Raw genomic sequence first — 18,418 nt, 5'->3', positions numbered from 1 at the left:
TTTTGGAGTATGCTGATCCTATGGCCCCTTTGCCCTCAGTGCCCGCTGCCGATACCTCTCTGTCCTACATGGTCGAGGGCATGGACTGCGCCAACTGTGTGCAAAAGGTAGAGCGGCTGATGGCCACCCTGCCCGGTGCCGCCGAGGTCAGAACCAGCTTTGCGCGGCAGACGTTGGACCTGCACCTGAACGAGACGCAGACCAGCCGCGCAGCACTAGAGGGTCACCTGCGCTCACTGGGCTATCAGCCGACGCTGCTGCACAGCGCGGGACCTGAGCAGGCAGCCCCACGTTCCCCAGCGCCTGTGCCCCGGCCCTGGTTCGCCACCGCGCAGGGCCGGCTGGTGCTGGCCAGCGGCGCGCTGCTGACCGCCGCCTGGGCGCTGAGCTTTGCGGCGCCCGCCTGGGGGACAGCCGGGTTCATCGCCGCCACGCTGCTGGGCACCTGGCCGCTGGCGCGCGCGGCATGGGCCAGTGCGCGCCTGGGCGACCTCTTCAGCATTAATTTGCTGGTGACCCTGGCGGCTCTGGGCGCCGTGGCGATTGGCGAGGCGGCCGAGGGCGCCGTGGTCGTGTTCTTTTTTGCCATCGGTGAGTTGCTGGAGGGCGTGGCGGCGGGCCGGGCGCGCGAAGGCATCCGCGCTCTGACAGCCCTGACGCCCCGTACCGCTCAACTGGTGACTTCGGAGGGGGTGCGGGAGGTGCCCGCCGAAACGGTGCGCGTCAGCCAGACCGTACAGGTGGTGCCGGGCGCCCGCATGCCAGTGGACGGCACGGTGGTCAGCGGCCTCAGCAGCGCCGATGAAAGCCAGGTGACTGGTGAGAGCATCCCTGTGCTCAAGGAAGCCGGCGCCGCCGTGTACGCAGGCAGCATCAACGGCGACGGGGTCCTGACCGTCCGCGCCGAGCGCGAGGCCCACGACAACACGCTGGCCCGCATCCTGCATCTGGTGGAAGAAGCCGAGGCCAGCCGCGCGCCCACCGCCCGCCTGATCGAGCGGTTCAGCCGGGTCTACACACCGGGCGTGGTGCTGGTTTCGGCACTGGTAGCGGTGGTGCCGCCCCTGCTGGGCGCGGCCTGGTCCGAGTGGCTGTACCGGGGCCTGAGCCTGCTGCTGATCGGCTGTCCCTGCGCGCTGGTCCTGAGCGTCCCAGCGGCGATTACCAGCGGTCTGAGTGCCGGCGCGCGCCGGGGCCTGCTGGTTAAGGGCGGCGCCGCGCTGGAAAAGCTAGGCACCGTGAAGACGGTAGCCTTCGACAAAACGGGAACCCTGACGGTGGGCACTCCTCAGGTGACAGGTCTGCGCACCTTGACCGGCACGGACGACGAGACCCTGCGCCTGGCCGCCGCCGTCGAGGCCGGCAGTGCCCACCCGCTGGGCCGGGCCATCGTGGCCGAAGCGGCGCGGCGTGGGCTGCAGGTGCCAGCGGCGCAGGACGCCCGTGCTCTGCCGGGCCGGGCGGTGGGCGCTGTCGTGGAGGGCCGAACCCTGAGTGTGGCGTCGCCGCGCCACGCCGCTGAACTGGCTCCACTGGCGGCCGACCTTACCCGCGAAATTGAAGCGCTGGAGGGCCAGGGGCAAACCGTGGTGCTGCTGCTCGACGGGACGGCACCCCTGGCCCTGCTCGCGCTGCGCGACGAGCCTCGCCCAGATGCCCAGGCGGCGGTCTCGCGGCTGCGGGCGCTGGGGGTGCAGCCCCTGATGCTGACGGGCGACAACGCCCGCACCGGGCAGGCCATCGCCTTTGGGCTGGGGCTGGCGGTGCAAGCGGGGCTGCTGCCCGAGGACAAACTGCGGGCGGTGCAGACGCTGCGCGAGCAGGGCGGCGTGGCCTTCGTGGGTGACGGCATTAACGACGCTCCCGCGCTGGCCCAGGCCGACGTAGGCGTGGCGATGGGCGGTGGCACCGACGTCGCGCTCGACACTGCCGACGCGGCGCTGCTGCGCGGGCGCGTGTCGGGCGCGGCCGACCTGATCGAGCTGTCGCGCGCCGTACTGGGCAATATCCGCGTCAATGTGGCGATTGCCCTGGGCCTGAAGGCGGCCTTTCTGGTCACGACGCTGCTGGGCATCACCAATCTATGGATGGCGGTGCTGGCTGATACCGGAGCCACGGCGCTGGTGACGGCGAATGCCCTGCGGCTGCTGCGGTGGGCCCCACGCAAGGCTTCTCAGTAAGTCGGCAAGGCAGCGCAATGGCAGCGCAATGGCAGCGCAATGGCAGCGAGCCAGTTGCTATAGCTGATACGGATTCCGTTTGTTTCGTTGACAAATCGAGAAGATGCCGGTTTGCCAACTCCATGTCCGGAAGCCGTTTTTCTCCCTCTCGCTCTGCTCGGATTTCATCGTTTTTGCAAACGATTCAACTGGAATCCTTATGATACGGCCTATCTTGACTCCTCCCTCGGCGGGCCGGTACTGCTGCGCTCAATCAACCGGGCAGGCAACACCACATGCGGTGTGGTCAGCGGCTGGCCCAGCAGTTGCGCGGTCATCAGGCGGGCCGCGTGTTCAGCCATCGCCTCTACCGGCTGCTCCAGCACTGTGATCGGCGGGTCCACCAGCGCGGTCCAGGGGTAATTGTCGAAGGTCAGCAGGCTGAGATCGTGCGGCAAGCGCAACCCCCGTTCCTTGATCGCCCGGAAGGCCCCGGACGCCTGGGTGCCGGTCAGGGCAATCAGGGCCGTCGGCGGCTGGGGCAGGGCCAGCAGATCGTGGGTCAGGGCGTAAGCGCTGTCTTCGGTCAGCAGGGTAACGCGCTGATATTCGGGCGGCACGGCCAACCCCAGGGCGTTCATGATTTCGGGAAAGGCCCGGCTGCGTTCTTCCGGGTGGGTGGCGGGATGGTAGGTGCCCAGCGCAGCAATGCGGCGGTGGCCCAGCGCGTGCAGGTGGTCCACGGCCAGGCGCATAGCGCCCACATTGTCCAGCATGACGCTGGGGGCGTCGTGGTGGGGCGGGCGGTAGTCGTACTGGGTAATGGCGACGCCCCGCGAACGCAGGCGCCCCAGGTACTCATGGCTGCCGCTGCCGTAGCCAGGGCGCAGCAAAATGCCGGCGACCCGCTGCCCGTACAGGCGGCGCAACTCGGTCAGTTCGCGGGCCGCGCTGTACTCGTTCTCGCTGATAATAAGGCTGTAACCCGCCTCGCCCAGCACATGCCCGGCGGTGCGGGCAAACTGTCCGAAAAACGGCTCCAGGATAGACGCCACGATCAGGCCCACGGTGCGGCTCTGACCGCCGCGCAGGGCGCCGGCCCGCTGGTCAGGTTCGTAGTGCAGCTGCTCAATAGCCCGCTGCACCCGCGCGAGCGTGTCGGGGGTCAGTTTGTCCGGCTCTTTAAGGGCGCGTTTGGCGGTGGTGGGAGAAACGCCGGCCAGCCGCGCGACGTCCTGAATGGTGGACACGCCACCAGTGTAGGCCAGGGGGCAGCACAACCCAAATGGTCTCGTGTCCATTTTCACAAACTCCGGCCTACACGGCGGCTATAGACAAGCGCATCAAAGTATGTTTCACTAATGGCCACGAGACCATTCAACTCAAGCTCAGGTGGAGCGGCCACCTGAACTGCCCTGGCACGCCCGTGTGCTGTGGGCGCCCGCGCCGCCCCGTCCCCTCTTGCTGGCCTGCGTCCTGTACGCGGCCCGCCCCCCACCCCGGAGGCTCCATGACCCGAGTGCTGCCCCTTCTGGCCCTGACCGCCGCGCTGCTCTCCACCGCCCAGGCGGCGTCCACCATCACCATTGCCACGGTGAACAACCCTGACATGGTGACCATGCAGAAGCTGACACCCGAGTTCAACAAGAAATACCCGGACATCACGGTGCGCTGGGTGGTCCTGCCCGAAAACGAACTGCGCCAGAAAATCACGCTGGACGTGGCCAGCGGCGCCGGTTCATTTGACCTGGCGACCGTCGGCGCCTACGAAGTGCCCATCTGGGCGAAAAACGGCTGGCTGGAACCCCTGACCCCGCTGTTTACCAAGAACCCCACGATTGCCAGCGCCTACAAGCTGAATGACATTTTGCCTGGGGTGCGCAGCGCCTTGACGGTGGGCGGCAACCTGTATGCGGTGCCGTTTTACGCCGAGTCCAGCATGACGTTCTACAACAAGGACCTGTTCAAGGCGGCCGGGCTGACCATGCCCACCAAGCCCACCTGGACGCAGATGCAGACCTTCGCCAGCAAGATTCATAACCCTGCCAAGGGCGTGTACGGCATCTGCCTGCGTGGGCTGCCGGGCTGGGGCGAGAACATGGCGCTGTTCACCACGATGGTCAACACGTTTGGCGGCCGCTGGTACGACCCCAACTGGCAGGCCCAGGTCAACAGCCCCGCCTGGAAAAACGCCATGACGTTCTATGTCAACCTGGTCAAGCGTTACGGCCCCCCCGGCGCCACCAGCAACGGCTTTACCGAAAACCTGACCCTGATGAGCCAGGGCAAGTGCGGTATGTGGGTGGACGCCACCGTGGCCGCCGGCTTCCTGAGCGACCCCACCAGCAGCAAAATCACCAAGTCGGTGGGCTTTGCCTCAGCGCCGGTGGGCACCACCGCACGCGGGAATAACTGGTACTGGAGCTGGAACCTGGCGATTCCCAAGAGCACCAAGCAGGAAGACGCCGCCTTCAAATTCCTGACCTGGGCCACCAGCCCCGAGTACATCGCCCTCGTGGCCAAGACCAAGGGCACCTGGGCCAGCGTGCCCCCCGGTACCCGCACCAGTACCTACAGCAACGCCAACTACAAGAAGGCGGCCGGCGCTTTCAGCAGCCTGGTGCTGAGCAGCATCAACAGCGCGGACGTGAACCGCGCCACCAAAGACCCGGTGCCCTACACCGGCGTGCAGTACGTCGCCATTCCCGAGTTCCAGGCGCTGGGCACCCAGGTCGGACAGTACCTGGCCGGCGCCCTGAGCGGTCAGTACACCATTGACCAGGCCCTGAAACTGGCGCAGGACGCCGCGCAGAAAACGGCGCGCGAGGGCGGCTACCAGAAGTAACGGCGCCAGCGGCCCCCGAGTAGCACGCCCCATGAAGAAGGCCCGGCGCCCCCACACCCGCCGCGCCTTCTTCGCCTTCCCCCAGCCGCGCTGCCCTGCCGCGCCGCCCCCTACTCCTCTTTTTGTCCCACTTGGAGGTGACGCCCATGACCACCGCCGCTCCGCTCACCACCGTCAGCACCGCGCACCCGGCGCCCCGGCGCGGCCTGCGCCTGACCCCGGCCGCCCTGATGTGGCCGGCCCTGCTGTACCTGATCCTGACCACGCAGGTGCCGTTTTTCATGACGGTGTATTACAGCTTTTTCCGGTACAACCTCGTGGACCCCGGCAACCGCCCCTTTATCGGCGTGGGCAACTACGTCAACCTGCTGACCAACCCGGAAAACTTCCGCATCGTCCTGAATACCCTAGTGCTGGCGCTGGGCACCCTGCTGCTGACCCTGCTGATTGGCGGCGGGATGGCCCTGCTGCTCAACCGCGCCTTTCCGGGCCGGGCCTTCCTGCGCACCGTCATGATCAGTTCGTTTCTGGTGATGCCGATTGTTACGGCCGTCATCTGGAAGAACATGCTGCTTAACCCGGTGTCGGGCTTTTTCTCGTGGGCGCTGCTGCAACTGGGCCTGCAACCCATTGATTTTCTGGCGCAGCACCCGATGGCCAGCGTGATGGCCATGATCACCTGGGAGTGGATGCCCTTTGCCATGCTGATTCTGCTGACCGGCCTGCAAAGCCTGCCCGACGACCAGCTGGAAGCCGCCAAGCTGGACGGCGCCACGCCCTGGCAGGAGTTTCAGCACATCGTGTTGCCGCACTGGTCGCAGGCCATACAGGTGGTGGTGCTGATGGAAACCATTGCGCTGCTACAGGTCTACGGCGAGATCTACGGCTCCACTTCGGGCGGGCCGGGCCTGGCCACCACCAACCTGCCGTACTTCATTTACCAGAAGGCCTTTGCCGAGTACAACATCGGCCTGGCCAGCGCCGCCGGGGTGCTGACGGTCGTGCTGACCAACATCCTGGCCATCTATCTGCTGCGCTTCATGAGCCGCAGCAAGTCCAGTCTGGGAGGCTGACATGACCACCCTCACTCCTGTTTCGGCCCCCAGACCTGCCAATCGGCACCGCATCCGGGGCGCCCTGCTGACCCTGCTGACCTACCTGATTGCGCTGGCGTTTCTGTTTCCGCTGGTCTGGATGGTGCTGGCGGCGTTCAAGACCGAGGCGCAGGCGTTTGCCACGCCCCCCATCTTTTTCTTTACGCCAACCCTGGAAAACTTTGAGCGGGCGCTGGGCGGCTACTTTCCGGCCCTGAGAAACAGCCTGGCCGCCGCCCTGGGGTCCACGCTGCTGGCCTTCGTGCTGGGTCTGCCGGCGGCCTTTGCTCTGGCGGTCTACCCCACCCGGCGCGCTCAGGGTGTGCTGACGTGGATGCTGAGCACCAAGTTCATGCCCGCTGTGGGCGTGATTGTGCCGCTGTTTCTGATCTACCGCAACCTGCACCTGCTGGACACACTGCCGGGCCTGATTCTGATGTACACGACCATGAACCTGCCGCTGGTGGTGTGGATGATGCACAGCTACATGACCGAGATTCCGGCGGCCATCTACGAGGCGGCCAAGGTGGACGGGGCCTCTGTTGTCCACGAGTTCTTTACCATCGCCCTGCCGCTGTCTATGCCCGGCATCTTCGCCACGGCGCTGCTGTGCCTGATCTTCGCCTGGAACGAGGTCTTTTTTGCCCTGAACCTGACGAGTTCTCAGGCGGCGCCGCTGAGCGTCTTTATCGGGGAATTTAAGACCAGCCAGGGCCTGTTCTGGGCGCAGCTGAGCGCCGCCGCCACCCTGACCGTGCTGCCGGTGCTGATTTTCGGCTGGATTGCCCAGCGCCAGCTGGTACGCGGCCTGAGCTTCGGGGCCGTGAAGTAAAGAGCGTGGCCTATGACCCTGTCCCCCGTTGCTCTCACGGCTTCTCTGGCCGACCTCGTGGCCCTGGCCCGCCGCCTGATCGTGCCCGGCGAGCGGCGGGTGCTGGGCATCACCGGGGCGCCCGGCGCGGGTAAGTCGACCTTCTGCACGGCGCTGGCCGGGGCCCTGGGCGAGGACGCCGCCCTGGTGGGCATGGACGGCTTTCACCTGGCGAACGCCGAGCTAGAGCGGCTGGGCCGCCGTCACCGCAAAGGCGCGCCCGACACCTTCGATACAGACGGTTACCTGGCCCTGCTGCGCCGCCTGCGCACCGAGCCGCAGCAGACGATCTACGCCCCGGTCTTCAGCCGTGAGCTGGAGGAATCTCTGGGCAGCGCCGTCCCTATTGCTGCTGGTACCCCACTCCTGCTGACCGAGGGCAATTATCTGCTGCTGGAGGCCGGGCGCTGGTCCGAGGTGCGGGCGCTGCTGGACGCCGCCTGGTTTGTCGAGGTGCCCGAAGCGGTGCGCCTGGACCGCCTGGTGGCCCGCCATGAAGCCCACGGCAAGACGCCGGCCCAGGCCCGCCAGTGGGCCGCCGAGGTGGACGGCCCCAACGCCGCCTTGATTGCTGCCACCCGGCCCCACGCCGACCTGGTCGTGACCTGGCAGGCCTGAGCGTTTCACACCCGTTCTCTGCCGGGCTGAGCTGGCTGGCCCAGCGGCTCAGGCTGTCTTCTTGCACCCTTTTCGACCCATCTGCTCACGCTTTCCCTCCCCACCCAGGACCGCCCTGTCCGGAGTTCTCTATGGTCAAGCTCAATCTCGCCGCACTTGCCGCTGCCGCACCCTCTGTCCAGACACCAACCTACGACCCCCTCAGCCTGACCTGCGGCATCGTGCATTTCGGTGTCGGCGGCTTTCACCGCTCGCACGAGGCCATGTATCTGGACCGGCTGCTGAACCTGGGGGAACACCACGACTGGGGGATTTGCGGGGTCGGCGTGCTGCCCTCCGACGCCCGGATGCGCGACGTGCTGACCGCCCAGGACCACCTCTATACCCTACTGACGACCTCACCGGACGGCCACACCGAGGCGCGCGTCATCGGCGCCATCTGCAAGTTTCTGTTCGCCCCCGACGACCCCGAAGCGGTGCTAGAGCAACTGGCGGACCCCGCCACCCGCATCGTGTCCCTGACCGTGACCGAGGGCGGCTACGCCATTGACAACGGAACTGGCCGGTTTGACCCGTCTGGCCCGGACCTTCAGCACGACCTGACCCCTGGTGCCGTGCCCAGAACCGTGTTCGGCTTCATCACCGAAGGGCTGCGGCGGCGGCGAGCACGCGGCCTGGCGCCTTTCACGGTCGTGTCGTGCGACAACATGCAGGGCAACGGCGACGTGACCCGCCTGGCCCTAACCTCGTTCGCCCGCCTGAAAGACCCTGAGCTGGGCGAGTGGCTGGCGACCCACGTGGCCTTTCCCAATTCGATGGTGGACCGGATTACGCCGGTGACCACCGACCAGAACCAGCAGGACGTCACGGCCGCCACAGGCCTGGACGATGCGTGGCCGGTCCTGGCCGAGAGTTTTACCCAGTGGGTGCTGGAAGACCACTTCACGCTGGGCCGCCCTGCGCTGGAGCAGGTGGGCGTGCAGCTGGTGACCGATGTCGAACCCTACGAGCTGATGAAACTGCGCCTCCTGAACGCCTCGCACCAGGCGATGGGCTGTCTGGGACTCCTAGCGGGCTGGCGCTATGTTCACGAGGTTTGCGAGGACCCGGCTCTGGGCACCTTTGTGCTGGGCTACATGACCGCCGAGGCCACGCCCACCCTGCGCCCGGTGCCGGGCATTGACCTGGGGGCCTACCGTCAGGAGCTCATGGCCCGTTTTGGCAGCCGCGCCATTCAGGACACGCTAGCGCGGCTGGTGGTGGACGCCTCCGAGCGGATTCCTAAGTTTCTGCTGCCGGTGGTGCGCGAGCAGCTGTCACGCGGCGGCGAGATTCGGCATGCGGCGCTGGTGCTGGCGGCCTGGAGCGCCTACCTGCGGGACGCCGAGGCCCAAGACCAGGCCATCACCGACGTCCACGCCCCACTGCTGCTGACCGCCGCGCAGCGCGAAGACCACACGCCTGCTGCCTTCCTGGACGTGCCCGCCGTGTTTGGCGATCTGGGCCAGCACAGGCGCCTGCGCACCGAATACCTCTCGGCCCAGGCCAGCCTGCGGCGCCTTGGTCCCCAGGGGGCCGCGCAGGCCGTCAACGACGCCATGAAGCCTCTCTCACTCGCTCAAGGACCGCTATGACCCTGCCTCCCCCTTCTTCTTTTCTCGACCTGTTTAAGCTGGACGGCCGCCGCGCCGTCGTCACCGGCGGTGCCCAGGGCATCGGCTTTGAAATCGCGCGGGCCCTAGCAGAAGCGGGCGCGCTGGTCACTCTGGCCGACCTGAATCCAGACACTGGCTTGGACGCCGCCCGGCAACTGGGCGGCACCTTTGAGAAGTTGGATGTCAGCGACCCCACCGCCGTCACTGCGCTGGCCGCTGGGCTGCCCGAGACAGAGATTCTGGTCAACAACGCCGGCATCGTGCGCAACACGCCCGCCGAGGCCACCCCAGATGAGGACTGGTTGGCCGTGATGCGCGTCAATCTGGACGGCGTGTTCTGGTGCTGCCGGGCCTTTGGGCAGGGGATGCTGGCGCGCGGCCGGGGCAGCATTGTTTCGACAGCCAGCATGTCGGGCCTCATCAGCAACCACCCCCAGCCGCAGGCGGCCTACAACGCCAGCAAGGCGGGGGTCATTCACCTCACCCGCTCGCTGGCCGGCGAGTGGGCGGGGCGCGGCGTGCGCGTCAATGCCATTGCGCCGGGGTACACCGCCACGCCCCTGACCAAACGCGGCCTGGACACGCCTGAGTGGCGCGAGACCTGGCTGAAAGAAACCCCGATGGGCCGCCTGGCCGAGCCCCACGAGATTGCCCCGGCGGCCCTGTACCTGGCCTCGGACGCAGCCAGTTTTGTCACGGGGCACACACTGGTGGTGGACGGCGGCTATGTCTGCTGGTGAGGTTCTTGCCTCGCGCACAGCAGTCCTAAGCGGTCCCCGCACGCTGGGCTGGACCACCCGCTCGGTGCCGGCTCCCGGTCCGCGTGAGGTGCGGGTGCGGGTCCGCCGCATTGGGGTGTGCGGCAGCGACGTGCACTATTACGCGCATGGGCGCATCGGGCCGTTCGTGGTGGACGGCCCGCTGGTCCTGGGCCACGAGGTCAGCGGGGTGGTGGAGGCTGTGGGCGCAGGCGTTACCCGCGTCCGCCCCGGCGACCGCGTGGCGCTGGAACCCGGCGTGCCCTGCCGCCGCTGCACCTACTGTCAGAGCGGCGCCTACAATCTCTGCCCCGAGATGACCTTTATGGCGACCCCCCCGGTGGACGGGGCACTCAGCGAATACGTCGTGTGGCCCGACGACTACGTGTATCCCGTGCCAGAGACAGTGTCGCTGGACGCCGCCGCGCTGCTGGAACCCCTGGCCGTGGGCCTGTGGGCGGCGCGCAAGGGCGAGGTCCGGCCTGGTTCCTCGGTGGCGGTGCTGGGTGCCGGGCCCATCGGCTGCACAACCGTCATGGCGGCCAGGGCGGCCGGCGCGACGACCATCATCGCGGTAGACCTGGAAGACTTTCGGCTGGACCTGGCCCGGCAGGTGGGAGCCACCCACACCGTCAATGCGCGGCGCGAGGACGCCCTGACCCTTATCCGTGAGCTGGGCGCAGCGCGCGACCACCTGCCCCTGTCGCACGGTGGGGTGGACGCCGCGTTCGAGACCGCTGGGAGCCTGCCCACCACCCGCCTCACCCTGGCGGCCCCCAAACCGGGCGGCGTGGCCGTGCTGGTGGGCCTGCCCCCTGACCCGGAGGTGAGCCTGGATATCGTGTCGGCCGCCAGCCGCGAGGTGACGCTGCGCGGTGTCTTCCGCTACGCCGGCTGCTACCCGGCAGCCGTGGCGCTGGCCGCCAGCGGCGCCGTCCAGCTGGACGCGCTGGTCACCCACCGCTACGCCTTTAAGCAGACCCCCGAAGCTTTCGCGTTTGCCGATCAGGAGAAGCGCGCCAGCATGAAAGTGATGATTGATGTCGTCGCCTGACCTCCTGATCGGGGTGGATGTCGGCACCTATTCCAGTAAGGGCGTCTTGGTGACGCTGGAGGGCGAGGTCCTGCGCCAGGCCACGCGGCCCCACGGCATCCAAGTGCCGCAGCACGGCCACGTCGAACAGGACGCCGACGGGGTGTGGTGGGCCGATACGGCCAGCATTCTGCGCGAGTTGACGGTGGGCGTCACGGAACGGGTCGCTGGCGTGGCCTGCAGCGCTATTGGCCCGACGGTGCTGCCGCTGGACGTGGCGGGGCGGCCTCTGCGGCCCGGCATCCTGTACGGCGTAGACACCCGTGCCCAGGCGCAAATTGACGCCCTGAACGCCGAACTGGGACCGGACGCTATCCTGGCCCACAGCCACATGGCCCTGACCAGTCAGGCCACCGGGCCCAAGATTCGCTGGCTGCGCGAGCAGGAGCCGGAGGTCTGGGCCCAGACGCGCACGCTGACGACCGCCAGTGCGTATCTGGTGTACCGCCTGACTGGGCAGCACGTGCTGGACCATCACACGGGCGCCCACGCCATGCCGCTGTACGACCCGCGCACGCAGGCCTGGACAGACACCTACGCGGAAGCCGTGCTGGGCGACCGGAATCTGGACCGACTGCCGCGCCTCGCCTGGAGTGACGAACGGGCCGGACACGTCACCGCCGAGGCCGCTGCCGAAACGGGCCTGCGCCCTAGCACCCCGGTCGCTGTGGGCACGGTGGACGCGCTGGCCGAGGGCCTGAGCGTGGGCGCGGTTCAGCCCGGTGACCTGATGGTTATGTACGGGTCGAGTACCTTTTTTATTCTGACCCAGACAGCTCCCACCCCCGACCCGCGCGTGTGGTCGGTGGGCGGCGCCTTTGCGGGGCAGGTCAATCTGGCGGCGGGCATGAGCACCACCGGGAGCCTCACCCGCTGGCTGGCCGACGAAACAGCCCGCGAACTGCCCATAGACGAGGCCTACGCCGAGCTGTTTGCCCAGGCCGCGGCTCTGCCGCCGGGCGCCGACGGCCTGCTGCTGCTGCCGTATTTCAGTGGCGAGCGCACGCCGATCAACGACCCGCAGGCGCGCGGCGTCCTGGCGGGCCTCACCCTCTCGCACACCCGCGCCCACCTGTTCCGCGCGGCGCTGGAGGGCGTGGGCTACGGCATCCGGCACAATCTGGAAGCCCTACGCGACCTGGGCGCCGATGTACGCCGCCTGGTGGCGGTGGGTGGAGGCACCAGGGGCCGGACCTGGCTGCAACTCGTCTCCGACATTACGGGTCAACCGCAGGAGGTGCCGCAGGTCACGGTGGGCGCCAGCTACGGCGACGCCTTCCTGGCGGGCCTGGCTGCGGGGGTGTTGACGCGAGATGACCTTGACCGCTGGGTGAAACCTGGCGACCCGGTGGTGCCCAATCCGGCGGTGAAGCCTGAATACGACCGCCTGTACGCCCTTTACCGCGAGCTGTACACGCAGACCAAAAGCGTGGTGCACGGGCTGGGGCAGAAAGGCTGATCCGGCTCCCAGCTGTTTCACTCACAAACTGGGAGAAAGCCCGCCACACTCGAAACCCGTCTTGCTCCACTTCGCCCTGTGGCGCAACTTTTTAAGTCCGCTCGGATGCAATCATCGACAAAGACGATTGACCCGGAGTCTGGATGAGGCACTTCAGCTTGGTGAATGGGCGCAGGGGGACAAAACAGCCTCTGCACGCCCTTAAACAGGCGCCTTTGCCCGCCCTGGTCCCGTGCGCCGCAGGAAACGCCACAGCAGCAGCCCACCGGCTAGGAACAGCCCCGCTGTCAGGCCAAACCACAGGCCGCGCGGGCCCAGCCCAAGGCCAAACGCCAACAGCGACCCGCCGCCCAGGCCCACCGGCCAGTACGCCAACAGCGAGATCAGCAGCGGCCAGCGAGTGTCTTGTAGCCCGCGCAGCGCCGCGTTCGCCGTGACTTGCAGGCCATCGAACGCCTGAAACAGAGCGGCGATCAGCAGAAAGCTGGCGGCGGTGGCGACCAGACCGGCGTTGTTGGGGTCAGCCACATTGATAAACACACCAATGACGACCCCTGGCGTCAGGATATACAGCGCACTGACAACCAGCATGACCGTCACGGCCAGGCCGGCGCCCAACAGCCCGGCCCGCCGCGCGGCCTGGGGATGCCCGGCCCCAAAGTGGTGGCCCACGCGAATGCTGGCGGCGGTGGCCAGCCCCAGCGGTACCATGAAGACGGCGGTAATGACCTGCAAAGCAACGTTGTGCGCCGCCAGCACCTGCGGCCCAAACCGTGCCATGAGCAGCGAGGAGATGGTAAACAGCGCACCCTCGGCCCCCAGGGTCAGGCCAATCGGCCAGCCCAGCCGGGCCAGGCGGCCCAGTTCGGCGCGGACCTCCTGGGGCGGCACCGGCAGCTGGGGCAAGCGGCGCCGGGCCACCCAGACCAGGCCTGCCGCATTGAGCCAGTGGGCCGCCACTGTCCCCAGAGCAGCGCCTGGCACGCCCAGCGCAGGCAGCGGCCCCCAGCCAAACGCCAGGGCTGGGCCCAGCACCGCCGCCAGCGCCACGCTGACCAGGGCCACGGCGGTCACAGGCCGTGGCTGGCCGGTGCCTTCCAGAGCGCCACGCAGCGCGGCAAACGCCAGAGTGGCGGGCATGCCCAGCGCGTACAGGCGCAGGTAAGTGGCGGCCAGCGAGCTGTCCAGCCCAGCTGGCGCCGTGCGGACCAGCAGTTCTGCCGCCAGAAGGGCCATCGGCACAAAGGCTGCGGCCAGCCCCCCGGCCAGCCACAACCCTGCCCGGGCCGCACGTGCCACGCCGGCCGGGTCACCTGCGCCGTGCGCCGCCGCCACACGCGGCGCCACCGACAGCATGACGCCCAGCAGCACAATGAACCCAAGGTAATACGCGGCGTTTCCGTAGGCCGCTGCCGCGAGTTCTCTAGCCCCCAGCCGGCCAATCACCGCTGTGCCAATCAGGCCCAGGGCATTCACGCTGAACTGCGAGACGATCACCGGCGCTGCCAGCCGCAGCAGCGTGGCGGTTTCGGCCCGCCATGACAGGGCGGCTTGGGGCAGCGGAGGAGTCAGCACCGCGCCAGTGTAGCGGGCGCCCTCAGCAGAGCATCCAGGACTTCTCCGGGAGCAGCTCCAAGCAAGTCGCTCTAGAGCGATAGCACTTGCAGCACACAGAGGAAATTGCCTTGAAGTCTGACCATCCTTGAACGTGGCCAGGCCCTATCGTCACTGTTTCCTGATGAGCATCAACGGGTACGCCATGCGGCTGTGCCACCGCTTTCCCCTAAGAGCATAGGTGGCAAGCTCAAGTGGGTTCAAAGCGACGACACATGAAGCGGATGCTGGCGAGGAAAAACTTTCTCCTCAGTGGTCTCAAGTCGGCCCGCATCGTCTCGGAATCAGAAGGAAAAACGCTCTACAACCCAGAGCCCACCTGCACTTGGTCCAGTCCACCCATGCAGGGGTGAGCTGCTTTGAGCCGTGCTTGAGCCAGGCTCCCTGAGCTCTCCTGCCTAAGAAAACGTGGGGAATGCCGGTCTAGCTGAGCACATGGCCAACAACCAACAGAAAACGCGTCGGCGAATACCTAAGCTATGTAAATTTTCTCCCTGTGAATCGTTGAAATTATACTTCTGGCACAATCTTTTGCCTTCTCTAAAGCGGCAGGCATTAGCGTGGTGGCAAGTGCCAGTGTCCCCTATTCAAGGACGAAATTATTCAACGGGCTATCAACGCCTCACCGAATCGTGTTCAATCGGTCACGACTCACACAATTCTGTTTTTTTCGTCCACCTCAAGGGGGTCTGGGATGCGTCTACGTTTTGCTTTTGGTGCTTTGTCCGCTGTTTTGCTGCTCGGTGCCTGTAATCAGGTCACACCAGTTGCCGTGACTGATGAGCCTGTTCGCGGTCAGAAAACCGCTGCGCTCACACCGCAAGTCATCGGTGGAACGCCGAGTGCCACGGGCGCCCGGCCCTATCAAGTGGCGCTTCTATCCGGTGGCCGGCAATTCTGTGGCGGCACGCTCATCAGCGACCAATGGGTCCTGACCGCTGCGCACTGCGTGTCTGGAACCTCTGTAACCAGCATCAGTGTGCGGGCCGGCAGCCTTTCAGCGACCTCGGGTGGACAACTGAAGACTGTTGCCAGTGGCCGCGTGCACCCCAGCTATACGGACGTGACCCGTGGCTATGACGTGGCGGTCCTGCGCGTCGCCTCGCCCTTTACCCTCGGCAGCACAGTCAGTCCTGCGGCCCTTCCAACCCCGGCCTTTGCGGCGTCCGCCGCTGCAGTGGGCACGATTCAGACGATCAGCGGCTGGGGCATGACTGTGGGTGGCAACTCAGGCAGCGCCTCGACAGTCCTGCGCGAAGCCAACCTGCCAGTTATCAGCAATGGCAGCTGCGGCAGTCAGCTGGGGCAGACGATTCCGAACGGCATGATTTGTGGCGACAAAAACTCGCAGGGTCAAACCGGCTGCCACGGAGACAGCGGTGGCCCCTTCGCCAGCGTCCGGAACGGGAAGTACTTCGTCTTTGGCGTCGTGAGCTGGGGCACGCCCAGTGTCTGCAACAAGGCCACAGCGTTTGCGCGCGTAAGCGAGTATCAGCCCTGGATTACGACCAATACCGGCGTGCAGCCTCAGGGCGACAGCACCACGCCGCCGCCAAACAGCAAGACCTACACCGGCAGCGTGGGCCAGGGCGCATCCAGTTACCAGCCAGGCACCGCTGGCTTCACCTTTGGCGGCGGGGCGATCACAGGGGCGCTGACGGGTCCCTCGGGAACGGATTTCGACCTGTACCTGCAAAAGCTGTCGGGCAGCAGCTGGACAGATGTGGCGGCCAGTGAAGGCAGCACCAGCACAGAGAACCTGAACTACACGGCGGCCAGTGGCACGTACCGCTGGCAGGTGTACGGCTACAGCGGCTCTGGCAGCTACACCCTCACGGAAACCAAGTAATCTTCGCTCGCTGACGCTTCTGCGTTTCTGTGCGCCTGGGCTTGTCTCACTTAGACCTTGCCGCGCTGAAGCGCACGCCACCTGCTCAGGTTCAGCTGGCCTGACCAGCCACTCAGGCCTGAACCAAATCAGACGAGGCGCTGCACCCATCTTCAGGTGTGGCGCCTTGCCTCCTCTTGGGCCTGTCCGCAGGACGTGACTTTGCACCCTCTCCCGTTTTAGAGGTCTTTGACAGCGGGAGAAGCGCGTAGGCGTGTGCGTATCACGTCCAGGCCTGGAGCTGGTCAGATCAACAGGCTGGGCCGCTAGCTCACATTGACGCGACGCACCGTTGTCATGAGTTGCCTCCAGCGCGTCTCCGATGCTTCCGTCAGCCCTTGTTACAGGCCAACAGAGGTTCTGCCCCTCTCTGCGCTCAACAGTCTCTAGCTTTGTGCATCTGTCCTGTTCGTTTGCATAGCGCGAAATATGGACGCGAACCTCAAACATGCAGGTGCTGAACTGGCTCTCCAAACTTGACACGCGCGAACCAAACTCGCCCCCCTCTCCCCCATGAGTGCTTAGCGCAGCTGCGCTTTGAGCCAGGTGGCGATGTCGTTCATGGCTTCCAGGGCCATCGGAGCAAAATTGTCCTGGGTGATTCCGGAGGCTGGGCCCAGACTGTGGCCCAGGCCTGGGTACAGTTTGAGCGTCGGCTGACCCTGGGCTGCCCGAAGGGCCTCGTTCAGCTGCCGTGCAAAGTGGGCACTCACATTGCCGTCGTGTTCACCTTGCACAATCAGAAAAGGCATCCGGAGTTTGGGGGCCAAAGTGCCCAAGGTCGGCAAGGTCGTCTCAGGGGCATACATCGGAAACGCTGCCATAAAAGCCTCATAGAAGCCCAGAAGTTGCGGTTCGACCTCCCGCTTCAGGTCCAACTGGCCATCTTGATTCGAGTCCAGCAGAGTCGCCAGCTTGGGCTGCGCCGGGGTGCTTGTCCGGTCCAGCAGGAGGGCGGCCTGTGTCCTGGCCAGGGCGCTGCCAGGTCCCATCAGGGCCTTCAGTACCCCACCCAGATCAATGAGGCCCTGTGTCGCATAGGGGGTGAGGTACGCCAGACCGACCGTGCTGAACTGGTTGGCAAACGTGGCCGCAAAGCTGTCAACCACTGGGCCCTGAACAATCAGGCCCTGGGCGCCAATTTCCTGGGCGAGGGCAGCCGCCACCACGCTGCCTTCGCTCCAGCCGTACACGAACACCTGCCGCCCGTTAATCCCCGGCTGCTTCAGGGCCACTTGCAAGGCTGTTCGGGCGTCGGCCAGGAGATCGGTCATTCGGAGGCTGGCGTAGGCCTCCTGGGCAGCCTGAAAGGTGGCCGGGTTAAGGGCCTGCGCGGCGTGACGCTTGTCGTAGCGCATGACCGCAAACCCCTGACGTGCCAGGGCCTGCGCCAGGTCGCCCATTGACCCCTGCACCATTCCGCCCGGCGTCAGAAAACTCCCGTTGCGGTCTTCAGGGCCTGTGCCTTGAATCAGCAGGACCAGAGGCGCGGCCTTGCCGTCATCAGGATGGAGCAGTTCGGCGCCGCTGAGCGTCCCCCCGAAATTGAGTGTGAGGGGTTGCGAACGGACAGCGCCTGAAGCCTCTGCCCACGCCGTGCAGAGAGCGAGTGCCAGGGTCAAGGCCAGGGTGGGCTTCATGCCTCTACGCTAGGCCGTAGGCTACTTGCCATGACAGCCCTGCAGGGAAGTAGCTTGCCGGAAGGTACGGTCACTGTGTGGGACGAGGCGCAGGCGGCTGTGATCACCACCCGGGCAGAGCTGCGCCGCCTGGGCCCCTTTATGGGGCGTGCCTGCACCGTGACGCAGGCGGCCACCGCGCTGGGGCTGGGCGTGACGGCCACCTACAAACTGGTTCAGCGGTACGTCCGTCTGGGCCTGGTGTGGGAAAGTCACTGTGAGGAGCGGGCGGGACGAGCCCTGCGGTTCTACCAGGCGCCCCCGGCTTTCTACGTGCCGTTCAGCGTGCGGCCTTTTGAGGAGATGGGACGGCTCAACCGCGCCGCTCAGTTGCACGAGTTTGAACAGAATTTGCAGCGGGCCATGAATACGCGCGCCTGGACGCAGTGGGGCACCCTGACCTGCGCCACGCCTGCGGGCGACTGGTATTACGAGTTTGTTTCCCAGGACGGCAGGATCTTTCAGCCACAGGCTGATGACTCGCCCCGCATCCTGGCGGGCTGGAACCGGGTGTCGCTGACATCGGCGGAGGCCCAGACGCTTCAGCAGCAACTGTTAGCCCTGGTTCGCCCCTACTTCAACCGGCCAGAACAAGGGGAGACCTATCAGTTAGGGGTGTTTCTGTCACCAGAGCGGGTGCAATGATTCCCCCTGGTCAAAACGCCATCCCCGCTTTGCAGGCCAA

Annotated in this window: 14 protein-coding genes; 11 read left to right on the top strand and 3 right to left on the bottom strand. The window is 66.3% G+C overall.

What is annotated here, in order from left to right:
- The first annotated feature begins 20 nt into the window (after positions 1–20).
- The gene (locus GO986_RS18445; RefSeq protein ID WP_232337888.1) at positions 21–2,180 is read left to right on the top strand and encodes a heavy metal translocating P-type ATPase; all 2,160 of its coding nucleotides are present in this window, start codon (positions 21–23) and stop codon (positions 2,178–2,180) included.
- A gap of 209 nt (positions 2,181–2,389) precedes the next feature.
- Here GO986_RS18445 and GO986_RS18440 read toward each other — a convergent pair whose 3' ends face one another.
- Positions 2,390–3,409 carry a LacI family DNA-binding transcriptional regulator gene (locus GO986_RS18440; protein ID WP_369409463.1) on the bottom strand — a complete coding sequence of 340 codons (1,020 nt, stop codon included), beginning with the start codon at positions 3,407–3,409 and terminating at the stop codon, positions 2,390–2,392.
- Between the two features lie 260 nt (positions 3,410–3,669).
- On the opposite strand from GO986_RS18440, the gene GO986_RS18435 reads away from it, so the two are divergent.
- From GO986_RS18435 to GO986_RS18400, 8 genes are all read left to right on the top strand, one after another.
- Complete coding sequence (locus GO986_RS18435; protein ID WP_157460782.1) at positions 3,670–5,004, top strand: ABC transporter substrate-binding protein; 1,335 nt, start codon at positions 3,670–3,672, stop codon at positions 5,002–5,004.
- A gap of 146 nt (positions 5,005–5,150) precedes the next feature.
- Positions 5,151–6,077 carry a carbohydrate ABC transporter permease gene (locus GO986_RS18430; RefSeq protein WP_157460780.1) on the top strand — a complete coding sequence of 309 codons (927 nt, stop codon included), beginning with the start codon at positions 5,151–5,153 and terminating at the stop codon, positions 6,075–6,077.
- A 1-nt stretch (position 6,078) separates the two neighbouring features.
- On the top strand, positions 6,079–6,930 hold the full coding sequence (locus GO986_RS18425) for a carbohydrate ABC transporter permease (RefSeq protein ID WP_157460778.1): 852 nt from the start codon (positions 6,079–6,081) through the stop codon (positions 6,928–6,930).
- A gap of 12 nt (positions 6,931–6,942) precedes the next feature.
- Positions 6,943–7,587, top strand: coding sequence for a nucleoside/nucleotide kinase family protein (locus GO986_RS18420; RefSeq protein WP_157460777.1), 645 nt, complete (start codon positions 6,943–6,945; stop codon positions 7,585–7,587).
- A gap of 131 nt (positions 7,588–7,718) precedes the next feature.
- Positions 7,719–9,221 (top strand): mannitol dehydrogenase family protein, encoded by a 1,503-nt coding sequence (locus tag GO986_RS18415; protein ID WP_157460775.1) that lies wholly within the window; start codon positions 7,719–7,721, stop codon positions 9,219–9,221.
- A complete protein-coding gene (locus GO986_RS18410; protein WP_157460774.1) occupies positions 9,218–9,982 on the top strand; it encodes a glucose 1-dehydrogenase in 765 nt (254 codons plus the stop codon). Before GO986_RS18415 ends, GO986_RS18410 begins: the two co-directional genes overlap by 4 nt.
- Positions 9,969–11,054 carry an NAD(P)-dependent alcohol dehydrogenase gene (locus GO986_RS18405; RefSeq protein WP_157460772.1) on the top strand — a complete coding sequence of 362 codons (1,086 nt, stop codon included), beginning with the start codon at positions 9,969–9,971 and terminating at the stop codon, positions 11,052–11,054. The genes GO986_RS18410 and GO986_RS18405 overlap by 14 nt, the downstream gene beginning before the upstream one ends.
- Positions 11,041–12,552, top strand: coding sequence for an FGGY-family carbohydrate kinase (locus tag GO986_RS18400; protein ID WP_157460769.1), 1,512 nt, complete (start codon positions 11,041–11,043; stop codon positions 12,550–12,552). Before GO986_RS18405 ends, GO986_RS18400 begins: the two co-directional genes overlap by 14 nt.
- A gap of 201 nt (positions 12,553–12,753) precedes the next feature.
- Here the strand turns inward: GO986_RS18400 and GO986_RS18395 are convergent, their stop codons facing one another.
- Positions 12,754–14,127 (bottom strand): MATE family efflux transporter, encoded by a 1,374-nt coding sequence (locus GO986_RS18395; protein WP_369409462.1) that lies wholly within the window; start codon positions 14,125–14,127, stop codon positions 12,754–12,756.
- Positions 14,128–14,860: 733 nt separating this feature from the next.
- Here GO986_RS18395 and GO986_RS23095 point away from each other — a divergent pair.
- Positions 14,861–16,015, top strand: coding sequence for a S1 family serine peptidase (locus GO986_RS23095; RefSeq protein ID WP_157460767.1), 1,155 nt, complete (start codon positions 14,861–14,863; stop codon positions 16,013–16,015).
- 560 nt (positions 16,016–16,575) lie between these two features.
- On the opposite strand, the gene GO986_RS18385 is transcribed toward GO986_RS23095, so the two are convergent.
- Positions 16,576–17,694, bottom strand: a complete 1,119-nt coding sequence (locus tag GO986_RS18385) for an alpha/beta hydrolase family protein (protein ID WP_157460766.1) — start codon at positions 17,692–17,694, stop codon at positions 16,576–16,578.
- A 30-nt stretch (positions 17,695–17,724) separates the two neighbouring features.
- On the opposite strand from GO986_RS18385, the gene GO986_RS18380 reads away from it, so the two are divergent.
- On the top strand, positions 17,725–18,378 hold the full coding sequence (locus GO986_RS18380; RefSeq protein ID WP_232337887.1) for a hypothetical protein: 654 nt from the start codon (positions 17,725–17,727) through the stop codon (positions 18,376–18,378).
- Positions 18,379–18,418 lie beyond the last annotated feature (40 nt).

The sequence above is a fragment of the Deinococcus arboris genome (assembly GCF_009755355.1).
GTDB lineage: Bacteria > Deinococcota > Deinococci > Deinococcales > Deinococcaceae > Deinococcus > Deinococcus betulae.
This window is presented reverse-complemented; position numbering and strand designations above follow the sequence as displayed.